Annotated in this window: 21 protein-coding genes and 1 pseudogene; 18 read left to right on the top strand and 4 right to left on the bottom strand. The window is 68.9% G+C overall.

Annotation, left to right across the window (positions count from 1 at the left end; genetic code table 11):
- A complete protein-coding gene (locus tag GBA65_RS20385; protein WP_166398102.1) occupies nt 1-924 on the top strand; it encodes an ABC transporter permease in 924 nt (307 codons plus the stop codon).
- 30 nt (nt 925-954) lie between these two features.
- On the opposite strand, the gene GBA65_RS20380 is transcribed toward GBA65_RS20385, so the two are convergent.
- A complete protein-coding gene (locus GBA65_RS20380) occupies nt 955-1,236 on the bottom strand; it encodes a helix-turn-helix domain-containing protein (protein ID WP_207955979.1) in 282 nt (93 codons plus the stop codon).
- A gap of 103 nt (nt 1,237-1,339) precedes the next feature.
- On the opposite strand from GBA65_RS20380, the gene GBA65_RS20375 reads away from it, so the two are divergent.
- The 6 genes and pseudogenes from GBA65_RS20375 to GBA65_RS20350 all read left to right on the top strand — a co-directional run bounded on the left by GBA65_RS20375 (nt 1,340) and on the right by GBA65_RS20350 (nt 4,865).
- Nucleotides 1,340-1,969, top strand: coding sequence for an ATP-dependent Clp protease proteolytic subunit (locus GBA65_RS20375; RefSeq protein ID WP_266096526.1), 630 nt, complete (start codon nt 1,340-1,342; stop codon nt 1,967-1,969).
- A gap of 42 nt (nt 1,970-2,011) precedes the next feature.
- A pseudogene (locus GBA65_RS26900) lies at nt 2,012-2,475 on the top strand (cupin domain-containing protein).
- Between the two features lie 17 nt (nt 2,476-2,492).
- Complete coding sequence (locus tag GBA65_RS20365) at nt 2,493-2,903, top strand: hypothetical protein (protein ID WP_166398101.1); 411 nt, start codon at nt 2,493-2,495, stop codon at nt 2,901-2,903.
- 26 nt (nt 2,904-2,929) lie between these two features.
- Entirely contained in the window at nt 2,930-4,156 is a 1,227-nt protein-coding gene (locus tag GBA65_RS20360) for an MFS transporter (RefSeq protein ID WP_207955976.1), read from the top strand.
- A gap of 106 nt (nt 4,157-4,262) precedes the next feature.
- Complete coding sequence (locus GBA65_RS20355; protein ID WP_166398100.1) at nt 4,263-4,460, top strand: hypothetical protein; 198 nt, start codon at nt 4,263-4,265, stop codon at nt 4,458-4,460.
- 261 nt (nt 4,461-4,721) lie between these two features.
- Nucleotides 4,722-4,865, top strand: a complete 144-nt coding sequence (locus GBA65_RS20350) for a hypothetical protein (RefSeq protein ID WP_166398099.1) — start codon at nt 4,722-4,724, stop codon at nt 4,863-4,865.
- Here GBA65_RS20350 and ligA read toward each other — a convergent pair.
- Complete coding sequence (ligA, locus tag GBA65_RS20345; RefSeq protein ID WP_166398098.1) at nt 4,862-6,865, bottom strand: NAD-dependent DNA ligase LigA; 2,004 nt, start codon at nt 6,863-6,865, stop codon at nt 4,862-4,864. The genes GBA65_RS20350 and ligA overlap by 4 nt on opposite strands.
- A gap of 79 nt (nt 6,866-6,944) precedes the next feature.
- On the opposite strand from ligA, the gene GBA65_RS20340 reads away from it, so the two are divergent.
- The 6 genes from GBA65_RS20340 (at nt 6,945) to GBA65_RS20315 (ending at nt 11,271) form a co-directional block, all read left to right on the top strand.
- Nucleotides 6,945-7,313, top strand: a complete 369-nt coding sequence (locus GBA65_RS20340; RefSeq protein WP_166398097.1) for a diguanylate cyclase domain-containing protein — start codon at nt 6,945-6,947, stop codon at nt 7,311-7,313.
- 103 nt (nt 7,314-7,416) lie between these two features.
- The gene (locus GBA65_RS20335; RefSeq protein ID WP_166398096.1) at nt 7,417-8,409 is read left to right on the top strand and encodes a hypothetical protein; all 993 of its coding nucleotides are present in this window, start codon (nt 7,417-7,419) and stop codon (nt 8,407-8,409) included.
- Nucleotides 8,410-8,546: 137 nt separating this feature from the next.
- The gene (locus GBA65_RS20330) at nt 8,547-9,287 is read left to right on the top strand and encodes a PspA/IM30 family protein (RefSeq protein WP_166398095.1); all 741 of its coding nucleotides are present in this window, start codon (nt 8,547-8,549) and stop codon (nt 9,285-9,287) included.
- Between the two features lie 216 nt (nt 9,288-9,503).
- Nucleotides 9,504-10,079 (top strand): hypothetical protein, encoded by a 576-nt coding sequence (locus GBA65_RS20325; protein WP_166398094.1) that lies wholly within the window; start codon nt 9,504-9,506, stop codon nt 10,077-10,079.
- A complete protein-coding gene (locus GBA65_RS20320) occupies nt 10,076-10,750 on the top strand; it encodes a hypothetical protein (protein ID WP_166398093.1) in 675 nt (224 codons plus the stop codon). Before GBA65_RS20325 ends, GBA65_RS20320 begins: the two co-directional genes overlap by 4 nt.
- Nucleotides 10,747-11,271, top strand: a complete 525-nt coding sequence (locus GBA65_RS20315; protein ID WP_166398092.1) for a J domain-containing protein — start codon at nt 10,747-10,749, stop codon at nt 11,269-11,271. Before GBA65_RS20320 ends, GBA65_RS20315 begins: the two co-directional genes overlap by 4 nt.
- Before the next feature lie 195 nt (nt 11,272-11,466).
- On the opposite strand, the gene GBA65_RS20310 is transcribed toward GBA65_RS20315, so the two are convergent.
- Both GBA65_RS20310 and GBA65_RS20305 read right to left on the bottom strand, forming a co-directional pair.
- Nucleotides 11,467-12,093 (bottom strand): sortase, encoded by a 627-nt coding sequence (locus GBA65_RS20310; protein WP_166398091.1) that lies wholly within the window; start codon nt 12,091-12,093, stop codon nt 11,467-11,469.
- Nucleotides 12,094-12,157: 64 nt separating this feature from the next.
- Nucleotides 12,158-12,829, bottom strand: coding sequence for a class E sortase (locus GBA65_RS20305; RefSeq protein ID WP_166398090.1), 672 nt, complete (start codon nt 12,827-12,829; stop codon nt 12,158-12,160).
- A gap of 69 nt (nt 12,830-12,898) precedes the next feature.
- Between GBA65_RS20305 and GBA65_RS20300 the strand changes: the two genes are divergently transcribed.
- The 5 genes from GBA65_RS20300 to coaA all read left to right on the top strand — a co-directional run bounded on the left by GBA65_RS20300 (nt 12,899) and on the right by coaA (nt 21,146).
- Nucleotides 12,899-13,732, top strand: coding sequence for a tyrosine-type recombinase/integrase (locus GBA65_RS20300; RefSeq protein WP_166398089.1), 834 nt, complete (start codon nt 12,899-12,901; stop codon nt 13,730-13,732).
- Nucleotides 13,733-13,766: 34 nt separating this feature from the next.
- Nucleotides 13,767-14,105, top strand: a complete 339-nt coding sequence (locus GBA65_RS20295) for a hypothetical protein (protein ID WP_166398088.1) — start codon at nt 13,767-13,769, stop codon at nt 14,103-14,105.
- Between the two features lie 145 nt (nt 14,106-14,250).
- Nucleotides 14,251-18,744: a glutamate synthase large subunit gene (gene gltB / locus GBA65_RS20290; protein WP_166398087.1), complete on the top strand. Its 4,494-nt coding sequence runs from the start codon at nt 14,251-14,253 to the stop codon at nt 18,742-18,744.
- Complete coding sequence (locus GBA65_RS20285) at nt 18,744-20,171, top strand: glutamate synthase subunit beta (RefSeq protein WP_166398086.1); 1,428 nt, start codon at nt 18,744-18,746, stop codon at nt 20,169-20,171. Before gltB ends, GBA65_RS20285 begins: the two co-directional genes overlap by 1 nt.
- Entirely contained in the window at nt 20,172-21,146 is a 975-nt protein-coding gene (gene coaA / locus GBA65_RS20280; protein ID WP_166398085.1) for a type I pantothenate kinase, read from the top strand.
- Nucleotides 21,147-21,150: the final 4 nt, after the last annotated feature.

Raw genomic sequence — 21,150 nt, 5'->3', positions numbered from 1 at the left:
TTGGAGGAGTTTCTCGCGACGCTCGGCGCGATCCTCGCCGCCACGCTCCGGAACGCCACGCCCCTCATCTTCGCGGCCCTGGGCGGCATGTTCAGCGAGCGGAGCGGGGTGGTGAACATAGGCCTCGAAGGCCTCATGCTCATCTCCGCCTTCGCGGGCGCCGTGGGGGCCTACTTCTCCGGCAGCGCGCTCGTGGGCCTGGCGACGGCGCTCGGGGCGGGGCTGCTCTTCGCCCTTATTCACGCCGTCATGTGCGTGACCTTCGAGGCCGACCAGATCATCTCGGGCACCGCCATTAACCTGCTCGCCCTGGGCGGCACGGGCTTTCTGATGGTCGTGTTCTTCGGCTCCGGCGGCACCACGCCGCGCGTCTCGAGCTTCGAGCCCGTGAGGATCCCGGGCCTCGCGGACATCCCGGTAATCGGCCCCGCGCTCTTCGAACAGAGCCTGCTCGTCTACCTGATGTACCTCCTCGTCCCCCTGACCTTCTTCGTGGTCTTCCGGACGCCGTTCGGCCTGCGCCTCAGAGCCTCCGGCGAGGTACCCGAGGCGGTGGAGACGGCGGGGGTCAGCGTGGCGCGCATGCGCTACTTCGGTGTCCTGCTCTCCGGCTTGCTCGCGGCCCTCGGCGGGGTCTACCTCTCGATGAGCCTCCTCTCCGCCTTCACGGAGAACATGACGACCGGGCGCGGGTTTATCGCCCTCGCCGCCCTGATCGCCGGCCGCTGGAACCCCATAGGAGCGACGGTGGCGGCCCTGCTCTTCGGCCTCGCCCAGGCGATCACGCTCCGCGTCGCACAGGACGTAATCCCCCTGGAGTTCGTCCAGATGCTCCCCTTCGTCTTCACCATCATCGTCCTCGCGGGCTTCGGCGGCCGGGCCATCGCCCCCTCCGCCCTCGGCAAGCCGTACCGCAAGGAGTAGCTGCGCCCCCCAAGCGCCGCGATGCCTACTTTAGAAGCCGACCTTTCTGCCCTCCCTCGGCTCCTTCCCCTTCTCCTCTTCTGGACCTTCGTCGGGCTTCCCCGCAGGTTCCAGGTACTCGACGCCGCCGACGAGCATGCGGGGCTCGGTGTTCAAGCCGGCGGCGAGCTTGCGGATAGTGGTGGGGTAGGCCTTGCGCCGGCCCGTCTCCAGCTTCGAGATCGTGTCGCGCGCCACCCCGCTCCGCTCCGCCAGCTGCTCCTGGCTCATGATCGCGCGCCGCCTCAGGTCCCTCAAGTACGGAAGATCCAAGCTCTCCTCCTAAAACACTGCAAAAAACTTGCACAAATACTTTAACAATGCTACGCTGTTGTAGTATAGCGTGGTCAGGGTCGGCAGAGAAGGAGGCTCGTAGATGCAGCAGGATCCCCGTATGGTCATCCCTTACGTGACGGAGCAGAGCCCGCGCGGCGAGCAGACGATGGACATCTACTCCAGGCTCTTGAAGGACAGGATCATCTTCCTCGGCACCCCGGTGGACGACCAGGTCGCGAACGTCGTCATGGCGCAGCTCTTGCACCTCGATTCGGAAGACCCGGACCAGGACATCAACATCTACATCAACTCCCCGGGCGGCAGCGTGTACGCGGGGATGGCGATCTACGACACCATGCAGTTCGTCTCGTGCGACGTGGCGACGACGGCGCTGGGGATGGCCGCCTCGATGGGCGCCTTCCTGCTCGCGGCCGGGACGAAGGGCAAGAGGAGCGCGCTGCCGAACACGCGGGTGCTGCTGCACCAGCCGAGCATCGGCGGGGGGCTCGGGGGGCAGGTTTCGGACGTGGAGATACACGCCCGCGAGCTCATGCGCACCAAGCAGCGCCTCAACGAGCTTCTGGCGAACATGACCGGGCAGCCGTACGAGAAGGTCGAGCGCGACACCGATCGCGACTACATGCTCGGCGCCAAGGAGGCCGTCGAGTACGGCGTCATCGATCGGGTCGTCGACCGTCCGGGAGAGAGCTCCGGCTCCGACAACGGCTGAGAGACGGGGCCGCCTCGGGGCGGCTCCAGGGGAGGTGACGGGGTGGATCCGGGGAAGTTTCTCGTAAGGGCGGCCGAGCAGGCGTTCCGCTTCTCCCATCCGTGGAACCCGAACTCGGAGATCGCCGGCGTTCGGCTTGGCTCTCCCGTCGGAATGTCGCGCGTCGGGGTGAGCCTGGCGCGCGTTCCGGCCGGAAAGGAGTCGTTCGCCTACCACTCCCACTACCGGGAGGAGTGGTAGGCGTGATCCCCGGGCGCGGCGTCGCGGAGATCGACGGCGAGGAGTTCGAGGTGGGCGCGGGCGACTTCATGGGCTTCCCGGCCCCGCAGGTGGCCCACCACATGCGCAACCCGTACGAGGAGGAGCTCGTCTACCCCATGGGCGGCGAGGCTCTCGACGCGGACTTTCCGCGGCTGGGCAAGCGCATGGTGCGGCGCGGGGAGAGCGTCGAGATCTACGACTCCTCCGACGCCAGGGACTTCGGGCCGCTCGAGGATGCACCCTGAAGGAGGGGACGGGCGCGGTGCAGCCGTTGTACGACTACATCCACCAGGGCAGGTGCTACCGCTACGGGGTCGGCTGGTGCCGCATCCGGATCTACGGCGGCGCGCCCGGCGACGCCCCCGTCGTCCTCTGCACGGACCTGCCCGAGGGCCGGGGGGAGGAGATGGTCGAGCGGCTCGCGGCGGAGGTGGTGCGGGACCGCTTCGACGGGCTCCCGGACCTGCCGCGCCCGCTCTTGTGGATCGAGCACCGCCCCTCCCGCAGGGGACGCGGCCCCGGCCGCTACCACCTGCTCACCTTCCCCACCTACAAGCCCCGCCTCGAAGGGGCGGGTTTCGTCCGCCGCGTCACCCTAGGCGCCCCGAGCCGCGAGGAGCTGACGCCCCGCGAGGTGGCTTCGCTGACGGGCGAAGGAGACCTGCGCTCATAGGGCCCGGGGTAGCGGGAGAGTAGGGGGTGGCCCGGGGCGCGCTCGGCCCGGAGTACCGGAAGCTGTGGGCGGCCAGCACGATCTCCAACCTGGGGGACGGGATCACGCTCGTCGCCGGACCCCTGCTCGCGGCGACGCTGACCCGGGACCCCGTCCTCGTCGCGGGCCTACTCTTCGCCCAGCAGCTCCCCTGGCTGCTCTTCTCGCTCCCGAGCGGCGCCCTCGTGGACCGGCTCGACCGCCGGCTGACAATGGGGGCCGTGGACCTGTTCCGGTGCGTGATCCTGGGCATCCTGGGGCTCGCCGTGATGGCCGACTGGGCCACGCTGCCCCTGCTGTACGCCGTCTTCTTCCTCCTGGGGACCTCCGAGACCCTCTTCGCCAACGCCTCGTTGGCGATCATGCCGTCCGTCGTCGCGAAGGATCAGCTGGAGAAGGCGAACGGGCGGCTCTTCGCCGCGGAGCTCGTCACGAACCAGTTCGCGGGCGGCCCCATAGGGGGCGCGCTCTTCGCCGTCGCCGCCGCGCTGCCGTTTCTGCTCGACGCCGGGACCTTCGCCGCCTCCGCCGCCCTGGTCCTCGCGCTTCGGGGACGCTTCCGCGTCTCGGAGGACGGGGGCGCCCGGGGGACGAGCTTGTGGTCGGAGATAGCGGAGGGCGTGGGATGGCTGACGCGCCACCGGCTCCTGCTCGCCCTGGCGCTCATGCTCGGCGCGGGGAACCTCGTCTTCTCGGCGACGTTCTCCGTCCTGGTGCTATACGCGCAGGACGTGCTCGGCCTCGGCGGCGTCGGCTACGGGCTCTTGCTCACCGCGGGGGGCGTGGGGGGTTTTCTGGGCTCCCTGCTCGCCGGGAGGATCGGCGCTCTCCTGGGCACGGGCCGGGCTCTCTTCGCGGTCATGTTCGTGCAGGGTCCGGCGTTCGCCGGCGTCGCCCTCAGCGGCAACCCCTTCGTCGTGGGGGCCATGATCGCCGTCGACGGCTTCGCCGCCTTCTCCTGGAACGTCCTAACCTTCGCCCTCCGCCAGACCCTCATCCCCGACCGCCTGCTCGGACGGGTGACGAGCGTCTACCGGCTGATAGGCGTCGGTAGCGGAGCCTTCGGAGCCCTGATCGGGGGCCTCCTCGCCCGGAGCTTCGGGCTCTCGGCCCCCTTCTGGTTCGCGGCGGGGGTGATGCTCGTCGTCTCACTCGCCTCCCTGCCGTTCGTCAACAACAGGACGGTGGCGAAGGCCAGAGACGCCGCGCAATAAAGGGCCTCGACCCTGGTGCTCCCGGAACCCAGGGTGGGGGGGCGATCCCGGATCGCTCCGCCGAGCCCGTATGATGGTGACGAGGCCCCATACCGGAGGTGAGATCTTGAGCGAGGCCGGAGAGAGACGTACCGAGTACGGCATCAAGCAGGTCGGGGAGCGCTACTTTCCCGTCATCGTGGACAAGGAGGCCGGCGGGCACTACGAGATCAGCAACCCGCTTACCGGAGGCTCCCTGAGCTACAAGTCCGCGGAGCAGGCCGAGGCCTACATAGAGCGGGCCAGGGCGCAAGAGCAGGGGTAGGGCGCAGACCCTGGAAGAACCGAAGTACGGGAGACGGGTGGCCGGGTCGAATCTAGCGGGCGGTCCGCTTTGTGGGGATGGCCGATAAGGCCTCCGAGGCGATCGGACGGGCCCTGCTCACCCGCGGGGTCGAGACGTTCTTCGGGCTCCTGGGGAGCGGCAACTTCGCCGTCGCGGACCCCGTGCGCGGCGGGGGTTGGGTTCTACTCCTCCCGGCACGAGGGGGCGCGATGGCCGACGGGTATACGCGCCTCGGAGCGGGTGGGCGTCTGCAGCTGCACGAGTCCGGGTTTCACGAACAGCCTCACGCCCGGGCTCGCCACGGATACCCCTGCCAGGGCGCTGTCCGTCGTCGCCCCGCTACGGCTGACCGGCAGCCCCCTCGCGCTCGTGCCGCGCGGCTAGGTGAGGAGCTCCTCGAAGCCCGCCTCGTCGAGTACGGGGACGCCAAGGGAGTTGGCCTTCTCCAGCTTGGAGCCCGCCTCTTCTCCGGCGAGCACGTAGTCGGTGTTCTTGCTGACGGAGGAGGTGAACGTGCCGCCTGCCTCCTCAAGCTTCTCCACAAAGTAGCCCCTGGGGCGGCTCAAGGTACCGGTTATGACGACGCGCTTGCCCGCAAGAGGGCCATCCTGAGGGCCCGCGGATTCCTTCTCGAGGTTCAGGCCCGCGTCCTTGAGGCGGCGGACGAGGTCCCGGTTGTCTTCGAGGGCGAAGTAGTCGACGACGGCGCGGGCGACGACCGCGCCGACGCCGTTGATCTCCGTCAGGGCCTCGACGGTCACGCCGGCGAGCAGGTCGTCGCCGTCGAAGCGTTCGGCTATAAGGCTCGCGGTCACGCTCCCGACGTGGCGGATGCCGAGGGCGTAGAGGACGCGCGAGAAGGGCTGCTCCTTGCTCTTCTCGATGGAGCGGACGAGGTTCTGGGCGCTCTTCTCGGCGAAGCCTTCGAGCGGCTCGATCTCCTCCGCCTTCAGGCCGTACAGGTCGGCGACGTCGCGTATGAGCCCGAGGTCGAAGAGCTTCGTGGCGACCTTCTCGCCGAGGCCCTCGATGTCCATCGCCGCCTTCGTGGCCCAGTGGATGACGTGCTCTAAGGCCTGCGCGGGGCAGCGGGCGTTCACGCAGCGGGTGACCGCCTCGCCCTCGGGCCGGCTGACCGGCTCCCCGCAGACGGGGCAGACCTTCGGCATCTCGAAGGGACGCTCGTCGCCCGTGCGCTCCTCGACGAGGGCGCGGACCACCTGCGGGATCACGTCCCCCGCCCGCTCGACCACGACGAGGTCGCCGACGAGGATGCCCTTCTCCCTGACGTAGTCCTCGTTGTGCAGCGTGGCGCGCGAGATCGTCACGCCGCCGACGTTGACCGGCTCGAGCATGGCCTGCGGCGTCAGGGCGCCGGTGCGCCCGACGTTGATGATGATCTCGTTGAGGCGCGTCCGGGCGGCGAGCGGCTCGAACTTGAACGCGATGGCCCAGCGCGGGGCCTTGGCGACCGAGCCGAGGGCCCGCTGCTGCTCGCGGGAGTCGACCTTTACCACCACCCCGTCGATCTGGTACCCGACCGACTCGCGGTGCTCGGCCCAGTAGGCGCACTCCTTCGCCACCCCCTCGATGGAGTCGTGGACCTTGTAGGGGTTGACGCGCAGCCCGTAGCCCTTCAGGGCGTCGAGGGCGGAAGAGTGGCTCTCGTAGGGCTCGCCCCCCTCGCCGATGCCGTAGCAGAACATCGTCAGCGGCCTCTCGGCGGTGATCTTCGGGTCGAGCTGGCGGATGGAGCCCGCCGCGAGGTTGCGCGGGTTGGCGAACGGCCTCTTCCCCCCGGCCTCCTGCCTCCCGTTGAACTCGTCGAACTTGTCGAGCGGGATGTAGACCTCGCCGCGCGGCTCCAGCACCCCGGGCGGGTCGTCGGAGAGCCCCTCGGGGACGGCGCGGATGGTCCTCAGGTTTGCCGTCACGTCCTCGCCCACCGTTCCGTTGCCCCGCGTGGCGCCCCGGACGTAGCGGCCGTCCTCGTAGCGCAACGAGACCGCGAGCCCGTCTATCTTGAGCTCCGTCACGTAGCGGAGCTTCTCTATCTCCTCGTCCTCCCCCAGCAGGCGCCGGACGCGCGCGTCCCACTCGTGGAGGTCGTCGAGCTTGCGGGCGTTGGCGAGGGAGAGCATCGGGACGGCGTGTCGGACCTGCTCGAAGCCCTCGAGGGGCTCGCCCCCCACCCTCTGCGTCGGGGAGTCCGCGGTGACGAGCTCGGGGTGCTCGCCTTCGAGGGCCTCGAGCTCGCCGTAGAGGGCGTCGTACTCGGCGTCGGAGACCTCCGGCGCGTCCTCGACGTAGTAGCGGCGGTTGTGGTAGCGGATGCGCTCCCTGAGCTCCTCGATCCTGCCCCGGATATCTGTCCCCTCGGTCACGGGGCGATTATACGCGTACCGGCGCGGTCTCCAAACGGCCGGTCAACGCCCCGGAGAGGTAAATGTATACTCCGCCCAGATGAGCAAGAAGGTCAGAAAAGAGCTTCAGGAGCCCGAGGTCTTCGAGGGGGCGCTGCGGGAGGAGATCTCGGTCTCCTCCGAGTTCGTGCTGCCGATCTCCGTGCTGACCCTGCGCGTCGGGGGCGGCTGGAGCGACGAGGCCGCGCGCCGGGCGCTCGACGCCCTGCGCACCGCCGACCTCGTCTGCCGGCCGGAGCCCGACGAGATCCTCATCGCCCTCCCCAACACGGAGACGGAGGACGCCCGCGTGGTGGAGGAGCGGCTCCGCGCGGCCGTGCCCGAGGCCGCCGTGGGGGTCGCCCCCTTCGCCCGGGGCGATACCGCGGAGAGCCTGATCGAACGCGCCCGTCTACCGAAGAACGCCTGATACTCCTTGACGCTACGGATGGTGCCGGCATGTTGAGCGTCACACCACGGGTTGCGGGCGCCGGGTGGCGCGGGACGTTCTCGATGCGTATCATGCCCCGATCGTGACCGGCAGAGCGAGAGGGGGGAGGAGCGCCCGGGTCCTCAAGGGCCTCTCGCTGCTCTACCTCTTCGGGATCGGTCTCTCGCTCCTCCTCGTCCACGGCGACTCCTACAATCCCGCCGTCTCTTTCGTGCCCCTGTACCTGATCGTCTCCGTCCTCGTGACGGCGGCGGTCGCCCTCCTGCTGCTCCCGAAGGGACAGTTCGGCGAGGGCTTCTGCGTCTTCTCCTACGCCCTCTACGCCGTCATTCTCGCCGCGGCGACGTTCTTTACGGGGGGCGCCTCCAGCGAGCTCTACGTGCTCTTCTTCCCGCTGCTCTTCGCACCGGCGCTGCACGGGACCTGGAGGATGGGCCTGCCGGTCCTGGTGGCCGTGCTCGTGAGCTACGCCCTGGCGATGCTCCCCGACGTCCTGGACGCCGTGGAGGGCTCCGGCGCGCCGGCGCTCGTCTTCTTCAGGCTCGCCGCCTTCGCCCTGACCGGGGTCTTCGCGCTTGCCGCGGCCGGGGGGCGGGGGGCGTCCGAGCCCGACGACGGCTACGCCCTCGACGAGGACGGGTCTATGCTGCTGGGGACGGTGACGTCGGAGATAGAGGCGCGCCGCGGGGCCCCGGTCGGGGTGCTCCTGGTGGACCCCGGGCACGGGGTCGAGGACGTGGACCTGCTGATGGACCGGGTGCGCGGCAGGATCGGGGAGCCCTTCCTCCTCGGGGAGGGCTCGGTCTTCGGGGTCGTGCTCGGCGGGGCGAACGAGGGGGCGGTCGAGAGCGCGGCGAGGCGGGCCCTCGCCGCGGCGAGCTCCCTCGGGGCCGAAGAGACGCGGGCGGGGGCGGCGATCTACCCGCGCGACGCGAGGACGGCGGGGGACCTGCTCGTCGCCGCCGGCCAGGCCCTGGAGACGGCGTTCGAGATCGAGAGCCCGAGCGCGATCGTCCTGGCGGGCAGAAACGTCGCGAGGACCGAGGGCACCGGCACCTACGGGGCCGCGCGATAGGGGGCGACTCCCCCGCAAGCCCTTCGCGGCGAAACCTCCTGGAGGGGTCGCTCGTACCGGGGTTGGGAGAGGGCGATGCTATAATCTCTCCCAGGATTCGGGCTTGTTCTTCGACCCTTTGGGGGTAGACGGAGGGTATGGGAAGGTTCACGAGGGCGGTTCGCGGTTTCTTCGGCAGGTTCCTCTCGGGTGTGGAGGGACGCAACCCGGAGATTCTCCTGGAGAACGCCGTCCAGGACGAGTTGAACAACTTGAAGAGGCTCCAGGTCGCGACGGCCAGGACGATGGCGTACGAGAAGATGCTCGCGAGCGACGCGGCCGAGAAGAGCAAGGTCGCGGTCGTGAAGGAGCGCCAGGCCCGCGAGCTCACCGCCCGGGGGCAGCGGGAGGCCGCCATAGAGGTCGTCCAGCAGAAGCAGGAGGCCGAGACCCGGCTCAACGAGCTCGAGGGCCGTCTCGTCGAGGCCCGGCGCAACTCCGAGGAGATGGAGCAGGCCTTCCGCGAGCAGGAGCGCCGGTACAACGAGATCGTGCGCGAGCGGGCGGCGCTCATGGAGGAGCACCAGCGCGCCAAGGCCCTGCGCGCCGCGAACGAGGCGCGCTCGTCGGTCTCGCTCGCCGACTCCAGCCGCGACCTCGACCGGGCCCGCCAGGCCATAAGGCAGGCCTCCTTCGAGGCCCAGGCCGTCGGCGAGCTCGGCACCAGCGAGACGGAGCGCCAGATCGCCGCGGCCGAGGTCGACCTCAAGCGCCTCGACGCCGAGCGCGAGCTCGAGATGATGGAGATCCAGATGGGCATAAAGCCCGCGGGCTCCCTCGGAGATGGAGCGGAGGGCTCGGGCCGGAAGGCGGAGCATGGCACGGGGGACGGTACGTAGGTGACCCGAAGGCGTAACGGTGGGTTGTCGAGGCTCGCGTACAGGCTCGCGCCGTTTGGAACGTTCGCTAGCCTGGGGGCCACGGCGGTTTATGTCGAGGCATGGCCTCTCGCGGTCGTTCTGGGCGCCGGGTCGTTTTTTACGGGCAAGCGACTCCTCGACCGCAAGGGGAACGAGCGTCGGGAGCTCTCTCGCCGGGCGCGGGAGAACGTTGCCATGCTGAGGCAGGTGTCGCGCATGGACAAGGTCGCGGCCCCGCAGATGAAGCGGCTCATCGCTCTTCAGGAGGGCGTGCTGGAGAGCTTCGCGCTCGTGCCGGAGGAGTACGGGCTGCTCCTCTCCGATGATCTGAGCACCGTTTTGGACGAGGTCGAGATGTCGGCCGTGCTCGCGCGTCGCAGGGCGGCGCTTAGGGCTCACCTTGGGAGCGTTGATAGGCGGGTCGTTCAGGGGCGTATCCGCGAGCTTCAGGAGGAGGTAGCGGCGCTGGAGGAGGGCTCCGCCCTGCGGGCGTCCTTCGAGGCGGCGCTCGAGGGGCGTCGCGGCGAGCTCGCGGCCACAGACGCGGTCCCGGCGGCGATAGGCACGATCAACGCCCAGCTCGAGGGGATCGAGGGTCTGCTCGGCAACCTGCGCGGCGAGCTTCTCGCCCTCGACCCGGGCCTCTCGCCCTACGCGCTGGAGTCGGGGCTCGTGGCGATAAAGGACAGGGTCTCGTACTTCCGGCGCGGCCTGGACGAAGCGACGCGGAGCCTCGAGGCGGGGCTGCCGGAGGAGGCACCGGTACGGTGAGCGAGCGCAAGGGTTTCTTCGCCAGGCTGTTCGGGGGAGGCGGCGAGGACGAGGGGGAGACCCGGATGTACTCCGCCGAGGAGCTAGGGACGGAGGAGCGGCGCGACGAACCGCCCCCGCGCGAGATCGAGCAGCACCCCTACGGGTTCACCGTCGAGCGGGCGGCGGAGATTATCGACGATCTGCCGCCGGACGTCTCCCCCGAGAGCGCGGTCCGCATCGTGCGCGGCACGCTGACGGCCGCGGGCATCAAGGTCGAGGACCTCGAGCGCTCCACCCGCGCCAGGGAGACCAAGCTCCGCTCGGAGATCGGATTGGCGCGCGGCAGGCAGGAGGAGCTCAAGGAGAGGGCCGACGAGGTCATCCGCTCCCTCCAGGACGAGATCCGCAAGGCCGAGCAGGCCCGCGACAACGGCATCAAGGAGGAGGAGGGCAGGATCTCGCGCGCCAACACGGGCCTCGAGGACATCAAGCGGGTCCGCCGCTTCTTCGACTTCCCGGTGCAGGAGGACGCGGAGGAGACGACGCAGGGCGAGGTCATCCGCCCCGCGAGCGACGACACGCAGGTCTTCGAGCCCTTCGACGACGACGCCGACGATGTCGACCAGACGCGGGTCCTCCGGCGTCCGAGCTCCCTCTCCGACGCGGATACCGACGCCGGACAACGGTGAGCCTGGGCCGCCGCCTCGGACGCCTGACCCGGGGCTTCGTCTCCAGGAACATCGGCGAGGAACGTTTCAGGGATGCGGTCCGCTTCGGCCGCGAGCGCGGCGAGACCCTCAAAGACGCCCTCGGGGCCGCGCGGCGCGCCGCCGCCGAGGAGTGGCGCGCCGCGGAGCAACGCCGGCGCGCCGAGGAAGAGGCCAGGGACGAGCAGATCGCCGGTGAGCGGTCCGACGACGGGCAGCGGAGCTCCGCGCGCGCCACGTGGCGGCCCTCCGGCGCCTGGCGGGACGTCGCGCCCGGTTACGTCCCGAGAAGGTACCCGCCGGAGGTGCTCGTCGCGTACCACAAGCTGGGCCTCAACCCTGGGGACGGGCTCGACGCCGCCAACAGGAAGAGGCGCGAGCTCGTCAAGCGCCACCACCCCGACAGGTTCGTAGACGGGGACAAGAGGGCCCGCGCCGAGCGGCTCACGGCGGAGATCAACGCCGCCCACGACGTCCTGGAGCGCTACCTGCTCGGGGCGTAGAACACGGCCTGTCAGCCTGCTGGTCGAAACCGGGTACGCCGTCAGCGCAGAGGGATCTGCTCTGTCGTCGTTACCCTGTCGTCCTCGCAGCGCGCCACGTCGAGGGCTTCGATCTCCCCCGCGATGGAGAAATCCCGGTCGTTCAGGCCGTCGGCCAGCTCAGGACCAGCAACGGCACGCGGATACCCCTCGGGACTAACTCACCAGTTCGCCGCGGACTATGAGGCGTTTCTCGAAGGTCGGGATGGGGGTGCAGGTCTGGAGCGAGACCACGGTCTTGTCGGGGACCGGGTAGGTGATCCAGTAGTCCTCCGGGCGGACGGTGAGGAGGTCGAAGACCTTGAAGGTGAACTCCTTGCCGGCCAGGTTCTTGACGATGATCTCGTCGCCCGGCTCCATCTTGTCGAGCTCGTAGAAGACGTAGGGGATCTCGGTGCGCATAAAGCCCAGGGCGTGGCCGACGATGACCGTGTTGGAGCCCTCCTCCCAGGGCGCCCCGGTGTCCTTGAGGTGGATGATGCCCTTCTGGTCCAGTTCGACCTGGCTGTCGGCGGTCGGAACCTCGATGTCTTCAAGGCCGAGCTTCGGGATGCTCAGCGTGATCTGGCCGCCCGAGCCCGCGCCGTCCTGGGCGCTCGCGCGCCTCTGGGGGTTCGCCCGCTCGCCTTCCGGGTTCTCGCCCAGAAGCGTGCGGGCGTTCTCGACCTCCGTGGGGCGCAGGTCCAGGGACGCGGTCTCGGTCCTCGGGTAGGCGGGCAGAGCGGCGAGGCCCAGGAGGGCGAGCGAGACGAGCAGCAGCGAGATCTTGAAGCTCTTGAACATCGCCCGGGATTATATAGCTATCCCCGCAAAACCATAGGGAGGGCGCACTCGCAGCGTCGTCCGGCTACTTCCTCACGATCTCGGCGCGGACGATGAGGCGCTTCTCGAAGGAGGGCTCGGGCCAGCAGGTCTGGAGGGAGATTATCTTCTTGCCCTCGACGGGCTTCGTGACCCAGAAGTCGTCGGGGTCGACGATCATCTTCTCGTAGACGCGGTACTGGTAGGTCTTGCCGGAGGCGTCGCGGACGGTCACGCGGTCGCCCTTCTTCATGTCTTCGAGGTCGCGGAAGGCGTAGGTGACGCGACTCCCGGCGTAGCCGATGGCGTGGGCGGCGATGTACGTGTTCGAGTCCTTCTGGTACGGGAAGCCGGTGCCGGAGAGGTGCATGATCCCCTCGCGGTCCAGGTAGGACTGATCCGGCGAGTCCCCGACCTTGACGTTCTCCAGCCCGAGGCGCGGGATCGTGAGCATGAGCTTCTTGCTCGGCGGCGCGGGCCTCTCCCCGGGCTTGTCCTCTTCGGCGTCGTTCTCGGACGAGCCTTCGTCCTCCGGACCGGGAAGCGCCGGGGTCTCCGCGTTCTCGCCGTTGGCCTCGACCCCGGCCACGGCGCGGGCCTCGTCCCTCGAGGAGGCCGGTTCGGCCTGAGCCGCCGGCGAGGGGCCGTAGGCGAAGAGGGCGGCGAGCGCCAGGAGGGCGGCGGCCGACCGCACATACAGTTTGGGGCTCGTGGACATCGGTCCTCCTCATGCACGACGCGCCGGGGCACCGCCGGGCGCGCGGGTATTTACGGTTAGAATATATCCATGGAAGTACTGCCCCTGGTAGAGCAATTCAGCGCATATCTCGCGGAGGATCCGAACACTTCCCCTCGCACCGCCGAGTTCTACGAGGCCGATCTCAAGGAGTTCGCCCGTTTCCTGGAGGAGAAGGGGGTGGGCGAGATCGAGGAGGTGGGCGTGGGGCTCGTGATGGAGTTCCGAAACTACCTGCTCGAAGGGAAGCGGAAGCGCTTCACCGTGTACCGCAAGGACGCGGCCGTGCGCCGCTTCCTCGACTGGGTGCGCAACAACACGGACTCGTCGCTGGACTTCGACCCCATAGAGCCGATGCACCAGCCGCTGGACCAGCAGATCACGTACCTCGAGGACGCGGAGGCCGAGCAGCTCCTCTCGTTCCCGCAGGGCAGCCTCGATGGGCTGCGGGACGCGGTGGTGATCCGTCTGATGCTCGACACCGGGGTGACGGTCGGGGAGATACGGGGCCTCCTCAAGAGCGACGTCGACCTCGAAGCGGCGCAGGTCGCCCTCGGCGGGCCGGGCTCGCACCTCGCGCCGAGGGCGCGCCGCCTCTCGCCGGAGACCGTCGGGGCCATAAGGCGCTACCTCGACGCGCGCCGCGACGAGACCCCGGAGCTAGTCATAGGGAGGGCCGCCCGGCCGGTGACGACGTCGAAGTCGCTGCAGAACGCGATCTGGAAGCGCTGCGACGCGGTCGGGATGTGGCGCGTCTCCCCGATGGTCCTCCGCCACACCTTCGCCGTGAGGCTCTTGAGGCGCGGCGCGACCCTGAACGAGTTGAAGGACGCCCTGGGCGTGCGCGACACGACCAACATCGGGGTATACAAGAAGTTCGTGTAGGCACGAGCGCTACGAAGACACGGGAGGCCCGAGGATGGCCGAAGGCAACAAGGACAAGGACGTCAAGAACAGTTCGGCGGAGATTATCGCGGAGCTGCTCTCCGACCCGCGGGTAAAGCGGGGGCTCAGGTACCTCGGCGGCGACGAGTTCAAGACCGAGCGCGAGCGCATCCAACAGGCCGCGAGCGAGCGAATTCGGAACATCCGCAACCGCTACCGCACCCGAAGGCGCGACCCCGAGACCGCCGCGCGCGAGCGCGACCTCAGCCTGAGGCTCGCCGAGGTCGAGGCCGAATCGGCCGAGCTCAGGCTGCGCCTCGCGGAGCTTTTGGAGGAAGAGGGCAGGCTCCGAAGCGACCTCGACGCGCTGTAGGGCTCGTCCTCTCCGGGGGCGGCCGAGGAGCAAGCAGAAAAGTTCACATATAAGCCCATGCAAGAGGCCCGCAACCTCTTGTGTAAACCCGTTGTTTCGTGTAAAACGGGTCGACTTCTGTACCCTGTTCCCCTGAGGAGGCGCGTTGACCACCCCCAAGACCGGCCTTTACGACCCTGCATACGAGCACGACGCCTGTGGACTTGGCTTCGTAGCGCGTATAGACGGCCGTAAGACCAGGGAGACGGTCGAGGAGGGGCTGGAGATCCTGGTCAACCTCGAGCACCGGGGGGCGAGCGGCAGCGATCCCGAGACCGGGGACGGGGCCGGGATCATGATCCAGATCCCGGACGCCTTCTTCCGGAAGGAGTGCGAGTCTTCAGGTATCGAGCTGCCGTCCGAGGGCTCGTACGGGGTCGGGGTGCTCTTCGAGTCGAGCGAGAGCGAGGGCTCGGTCTGCGAGGAGAAGTTGGAGCAGATCGCCGCCGAGGAGGGGCAGAAGATCCTGGGCTTCCGCGACGTCCCGGTGGACCCGTCGAAGGCCGGCGAGAACGCGCGCAGCGTGATGCCGCGCATCCGGCACTTCTTTATAAAGGCCGGGGAGGTCGAGGATCAGGACGCCTTCGAGCGGAAGCTGTACGTGATCCGGCGGAAGCTCCACAAGGCCGTCGAGGAGACGCACAACTGCTACGTCGTCAGCCTCTCCTCCAGGACGATCGTCTACAAGGGGCTCCTCAAGGGGCAGCAGCTCGCGCGGTTCTACGCGGATCTTCGCGACCCGTCGGTGACGAGCGCGATCGCCCTCGTCCACGAGCGGTTCTCGACGAACACTTTGGGCTCGTGGGAGCTCGCCCACCCGTACCGCTACGTGGCGCACAACGGCGAGATCAACACGCTCCGCGGCAACGCCAACTGGATGCGCGCCCGCGAGAGCCGCATGGAGACCCCCCTCTTCGGGGACGACATAAAGAAGCTCTCGCCGGTCATCGCGCCCGGCCAGAGCGACTCGGCCATGTTCGACAACGCGCTGGAGCTTCTCTACCTCGGGGGCCGCTCGCTGCCGCACGCGGTCGCGATGATGATCCCGGAGGCCTGGGAGAACGACGGGCTCATGGAGCCCGAGCGCCGCGCCTTCTACCAGTACCACAGCGCCCTCATGGAGCCCTGGGACGGCCCGGCGGCGGTCGCCTTCACGGACGGCCGCTCCATCGGAGCGACCCTGGACCGGAACGGTCTGAGGCCCGCCCGCTACATCGTGACGCGCGACGGCAGGGTCGTGATGGCCTCCGAGGACGGCGCTCTGCGCGTCGAGCCCTCGGAGATCGTGGAGCGGTGGCGTTTGCGTCCCGGCCGGATGCTCGTCGTGGACACGGAGAACAACGAGCTTTTGCACGACGCGAACGTCAAGGGCGCGCTCTTCGCGCGGCAGCCCTACGGCGAGTGGGTCGAGGAGGGTGAGATCCACCTGAACGAGCTCCCCGAGGCCGAGCCCGACGGCCGCCCGGAGCAGGCCGGCCTCTACGATCGCCAGCGGGCGTTCGGCTACACCCTGGAGGACGAGCGGCTCATCCTCTCCCCGATGGCCCAGAACGGCAAGGAGCCCGACGGCTCGATGGGGACGGACACCCCGCTCGCCATCCTCTCCGAGAGGCCGCAGCTTCTCTTCTCGTACTTCAAGCAGCTCTTCGCCCAGGTCACCAACCCGCCGATCGACCCGCTGCGCGAGGAACTCGTGATGTCGCTCAAGATGTCGCTCGGCCCCGAGGGGAACCTCTTCGACGAGACGCCGGAGCACTGCCGCAGGCTGCTCCTCGACGGCCCCGTGCTCACGGGCTCCGAGCTCGAGAAGCTCAGGCACCTCGCCCAGGCGCCGTTCGCCTCGACCACCCTCTCGACGCTCTTCTCCTCGGACGGCGAGGGCGGGCTCGAAGAGGCCCTGACCGCCCTGTGCCAGGCGGCGGAGAGCGCGGTGCAGGGCGGCTCGACCGTCCTCGTCCTCAGCGACCGGGGCGTCGGGCCGCACCAGGCCCCGATCCCGAGCCTGCTCGCGACGGCGGCCGTGCACCACCACCTCGTGCGCGCGGGGATACGGACGAGCACGAGCCTCGTCGTGGAGACCGGTGAGGCGCGCGAGGTCCACCACTTCGCCGTCCTCGTCGGGTACGGGGCGACGGCGGTGCACCCGTACCTCGCGTTCGAGACCATCGAGAGCATGGTCGGCGAGGAGTGGTTCGGCGGCGTGAGCCGCGAGGAGGCCGAGAAAAACTACGTCAAGGCCGTCGGCAAGGGGCTCTTGAAGATCATCTCCAAGATGGGGATCTCGACGCTCTTCTCGTACTGCGGCGCCCAGATCTTCGAGGCGGTCGGGCTGGACGCGGATCTTATAGAGAGGCACTTCACCGGGACGGCCTCGCGCATCGGCGGCATCGGCCTGAGCGGGATAGAGCGCGAGGTCTTGGAGCGCCACACGCGGGCCTTCGCCCCCATAGAGGACGGGGTGCCGGAGCTTCCGGCGGGCGGCGAGTACCAGCTCAGGGCGCAGGGCGAGTATCACCAGTGGAACGCGGACAGCATCGTGCCGCTGCAGCGGGCGGTGAAGACGGGCTCCTTCGAGACGTTCAAGGAGTACACCGACCACTTCAACAGCGAGGCCGCGCGCATGAGCACGCTGCGCGGGCTCTTCGACTTCAACCGCGCGGCGGAGCCCGTGCCGCTGGAGGAGGTCGAATCGGCCAAGGACATCGTGTGGCGCTTCTCGACGGGGGCGATGTCGTTCGGCTCCATCTCGAAAGAGGCGCACGAGACGCTCGCGATCGCGATGAACCGGATCGGGGCGCAGAGCAACACCGGCGAGGGCGGAGAGGACCCCGAGCGGTTCACCCCCGACCCGAACGGGGACCTCAGGCGCAGCGCGACGAAGCAGGTCGCCTCCGGGCGCTTCGGGGTGACGGCGGAGTACCTCGTCAACTCGGACGTGTTGCAGATCAAGATGGCCCAGGGCTCGAAGCCCGGCGAGGGCGGCCAGCTCCCGGGCCACAAGGTCTCCGAGGACATAGCCCGTGTGCGCCACTCGACCGAGGGGGTCGGGCTCATCAGCCCGCCGCCGCACCACGACATCTACTCCATCGAGGACCTGGCGCAGCTTATCCACGACCTGAAGAACGTGAACCCCGAGGCGATGATCAGCGTGAAGCTCGTCGCCGAGGTCGGGGTGGGGACGGTGGCGGCCGGGGTCGCGAAGGCCAAGTCCGAGCATATAACCATCGCCGGACATGATGGCGGGACGGGGGCTTCGCCGCTCTCTTCCATAAAGCACGCGGGGCTGCCGTGGGAGCTCGGGCTCGCCGAGACGCAGCAGATCCTCGTTCAGAACGGCCTGCGCGGGAGGATCAAGCTCCAGACCGACGGCCAGCTCAAGACGGGCCGGGACGTCGTGGTCGGCGCCCTCCTCGGGGCCGAGGCGTTCGCGTTCTCGACGGCGCCTTTGGTCGCGACGGGCTGCATCATGATGCGCGTCTGCCACCTGAACACGTGTCCCGTCGGGATCGCCACGCAAGACCCGGAGCTCAGGAAGAGGTTCGCGGGGACGCCGGAGCACGTCATCAACTTCTTCTTCTTTATCGCCGAGGAGATCCGCCAGCTCATGGCCGAGCTCGGCTTCAGGAAGTTCGACGAGATGGTCGGCCGCGCGGACAAGCTCAAGACGTGGGAGGCGATCGACCGCTGGAAGGCGAAGGGCGTGGACCTCTCGCACCTCCTCCACCGCGTCGAGGTCGAGGAGGGGGTCCTGATCCGCTCCGGCGAGAAGCAGGAGCACGGCCTGGAGAACGCCCTCGACAACGAGCTGATCGAGGGCTCGAGGCCGGCGCTGGAGCGGGGCGAGGCGGTCGAGATCGACTCCCCGATCCGGAACGTCAACAGGACGGTCGGCGGGATGCTCTCGGGCGAGGTCGCGCGCCGCTACGGCCACGCGGGGCTGCCCGACGACACCATCCGCATCAACTTCGAGGGCGTGGCCGGGCAGTCCTTCGGGGCCTGGCTCTCCAGGGGCGTCACCTTCAACCTGACCGGGACGACGAACGACTACGTCGGCAAGGGGCTCTCGGGCGGCAGGCTCGTCGTCGCGCCGCCAAGAGACGTGGGCTACGCGCCCGAGGAGTCCATCGTGGTCGGCAACGTCGCCCTGTACGGGGCGACGGAGGGCGAGGCGTACTTCCGCGGCATCGCGGGCGAGCGGTTCGCGGTCCGGAACTCCGGGGCGACGGCGGTCGTCGAGGGGGTCGGGGACCACGGGTGCGAGTACATGACCGGCGGCATCGTGGTGGTGCTCGGCGAGACCGGGCGCAACTTCGCGGCCGGGATGAGCGGCGGCGTCGCGTACGTCCTCGACGCGGAGGATCGGTTCCGCGAGCTCTACAACCCCGAGATGGTGAGCCTCGAAGCCGTGGAGTCCGAGGACGACGCGGCGCTCCTCAAGGGGCTCGTCGAGAAGCACCTCGAGACGACGGGGAGCACGGTGGCGAAGGGGCTGCTGGAAGATTGGCAGGGCTCCTTGCAGAAGTTCACGAAGGTCATGCCGAACGATCTCAAGCGGGTCCTCCAGGAACGCCAGGAGTCCGAGTTGGAGGTGGTGAAGTAGTGGGGGACCCGAAGGGTTTCTTGAAGATAGGGCGCAAGCCCACCCCGAAGCGGAACGTCGTCGAGCGGATACAGGATTACCGCTACGTCTACGACCGGATGCCGGAGGAAGAACTCCGCGAGCAGGCCTCCCGCTGCATGGACTGCGGCGTCCCGTTCTGCAACACGGGTTGCCCCTTGGGGAACCTCATCCCGGACTGGAACGACCTCGTGTACCGGGACTCCTGGCGGCGCGCGATCGACCGGCTGCACCTCACGAACAACTTCCCGGAGTTCACGGGGATGCTGTGCCCGGCGCCGTGCGAGTCGGCGTGCGTGCTCGCGATCAACGACAAGCCCGTGACGATCAAGGAGATAGAGCTCTCCATCATCAACCGGGCTTTCGACGAGGGCTGGGTCAAGGCCACCCCGCCGCCGCCCGAGGCGCGCACCGGCAAGAAGGTCGCGATCGTGGGCTCGGGTCCCGCGGGGTTGGCTGCGGCCCAGCAGCTCAACCGGGCCGGGCACTCCGTCACCGTCTTCGAGAAGGACGACAGGATCGGCGGCCTGCTGCGCTACGGCATCCCGGACTACAAGATAGAGAAGTGGGTGGTCGACCGCCGCGTCGCCATCATGGAGGAAGAGGGGATCGAGTTCCGGACGAACGCCCACGTCGGCGTCGATCCGACGACGGAAGGGTTGAAGGCCGACTTCGACGCCGTCGTGCTCGCCGTCGGCGCGCTTCAGGGACGCGACCTCGACGTGCCGGGACGCGAGCTCAAGGGGGTCCACCTCGCGATGGACTACCTCACCCAGCAGAACCGCAGGGTCATGGGGCTCCCGATCGAGGAGGAGGAGATCTCGGCCGCGGGCAAGAACGTGGTGATCCTGGGCGGCGGCGACACGAGCGCCGACTGCCTCGGCAACTCCCACCGCGAGGGCGCGGCCTCCGTAAAGGTCCTCACCCACGGCCCGAAGCCCCCCGAGAACCCGGATCACCTGACGTGGCCGGACTGGCCCCTGATCCTTCACACCTACCCCGCCCACGAGGAGGGCGGCGAGCGCGGCTGGAGCGTCGCCGTCACCGGCTTCTCGGGCTCGGACGGCAAGGTCGAGAGGATGCACGCGATCCAGACGGAGCGCAAGGACGGCAAGACGGAGTACATCGAGGGCTCGGAGCACGAGATAGAGTGCGACCTCGTCCTCCTCGCCATCGGCTTCACCGGACCGGTCCGCGACACGTTTCTGGATGACCTCGCCCTCGGCTATAACGAGCGCGGCGCCATCCCGACGGCGAACGGCGGCTTCGCGACGGAGCAGACCGGCCTCTTCGTCGCCGGCGACGCGAAGAGGGGCGCCTCCCTTATCGTCTGGGCGATCGCCGAGGGGCGCAAGGCGGCCAGGGAGGCCGACGAGTACCTCATGGGCCGCAGCTTGCTCCCCGGCTAGGTGCTCTCGGAGACGACCGGCCCGAGGGTCGGGCCCGACGGCAACGGCTCCCGCTACGCCCGCTTCGGCCGCAAGGAGTGGGCCGAGCTTCGGGCCTCGACCCCGCTCGTGCTCGGCGAGGAGGACCTCGCGGTCCTGCAGGGGATCAACGAGAACGTCTCGCTGGGGGAGGTCGAGGAGGTCTACCTGCCCCTCAGCAGGCTCCTGAACCTTCACGTCGGGGCCACCCAGAAGCTGCACGGGACGACCGCCGCGTTTCTGGGGAGGCCGGGGCCTTCGGCGCCGTACGTTATCGGCATCGCCGGGAGCGTCGCCGTCGGCAAGAGCACCACGGCCCGCATCTTGCAGGCCCTGCTCTCGTACTGGCCGGACCACCCGAAGGTCGACCTCGTGACGACCGACGGCTTCCTCTACCCCAACCGGGTGCTGGAGGAGCGCGGGCTCATGGACCGCAAGGGCTTCCCGGAGAGCTACGACCTGAAGCGCCTCGTCCGCTTCGTCTCGGACGTCAAGGCCGGGGTGCCCGTGGTCGCGGCCCCCGTCTACTCGCACCTCTCGTACGACGTGATCCCGGGCGAGGCGCAGGTCGTGAGCTCGCCGGACGTCCTGATCCTCGAGGGCCTGAACGTGCTCCAGACCTCCGACGGGCGCGGCGGAAAGGGGCCCCAGACGTTCGTCTCGGACCTCTTCGACTTCTCGATCTACGTGGACGCCTACGAGGAGGACATCGAGCGGTGGTACGTGGAGCGTTTCATGATGCTCAGGAGGACGGTCTTCGACCAGAAGGGCTCCTACTTCAAGCGCTACGCGGAGCTCTCCGACGAGGAGGCCCGCCGGGTCGCCGCGGATATCTGGGCCAGGATCAACGGCCCGAACCTCAGGGAGAACATCGCGACCACCCGCGAGCGAGCGCGCCTCGTGCTGGAGAAGGGCGAGGACCACTCCGTGAGGAGCGTCGTCCTCCGCAAGCTGTAGGAAC

The organism is Rubrobacter marinus (genome assembly GCF_011492965.1).
In the GTDB taxonomy this organism is placed as follows: Bacteria; Actinomycetota; Rubrobacteria; order Rubrobacterales; family Rubrobacteraceae; genus Rubrobacter_F; species Rubrobacter_F marinus.
This window is presented reverse-complemented; position numbering and strand designations above follow the sequence as displayed.

What these genes read in the sequence shown, in the direction of transcription:
- GBA65_RS20295 (WP_166398088.1), top strand. Translation starts at nt 13,767, where the DNA reads ATGGCCGAAGGCAACAAGGACAAGGACGTCAAGAACAGTTCGGCGGAG.
- GBA65_RS20300 (WP_166398089.1), top strand. Translation starts at nt 12,899, where the DNA reads ATGGAAGTACTGCCCCTGGTAGAGCAATTCAGCGCATATCTCGCGGAG.
- GBA65_RS20325 (WP_166398094.1), top strand. Translation starts at nt 9,504, where the DNA reads ATGCTGAGGCAGGTGTCGCGCATGGACAAGGTCGCGGCCCCGCAGATG.
- GBA65_RS20330 (WP_166398095.1), top strand. Translation starts at nt 8,547, where the DNA reads ATGGGAAGGTTCACGAGGGCGGTTCGCGGTTTCTTCGGCAGGTTCCTC.
- GBA65_RS20305 (WP_166398090.1), bottom strand. Translation starts at nt 12,829, where the DNA reads ATGTCCACGAGCCCCAAACTGTATGTGCGGTCGGCCGCCGCCCTCCTG.
- GBA65_RS20340 (WP_166398097.1), top strand. Translation starts at nt 6,945, where the DNA reads ATGAGCAAGAAGGTCAGAAAAGAGCTTCAGGAGCCCGAGGTCTTCGAG.
- GBA65_RS20310 (WP_166398091.1), bottom strand. Translation starts at nt 12,093, where the DNA reads ATGTTCAAGAGCTTCAAGATCTCGCTGCTGCTCGTCTCGCTCGCCCTC.
- GBA65_RS20375 (WP_266096526.1), top strand. Translation starts at nt 1,340, where the DNA reads ATGCAGCAGGATCCCCGTATGGTCATCCCTTACGTGACGGAGCAGAGC.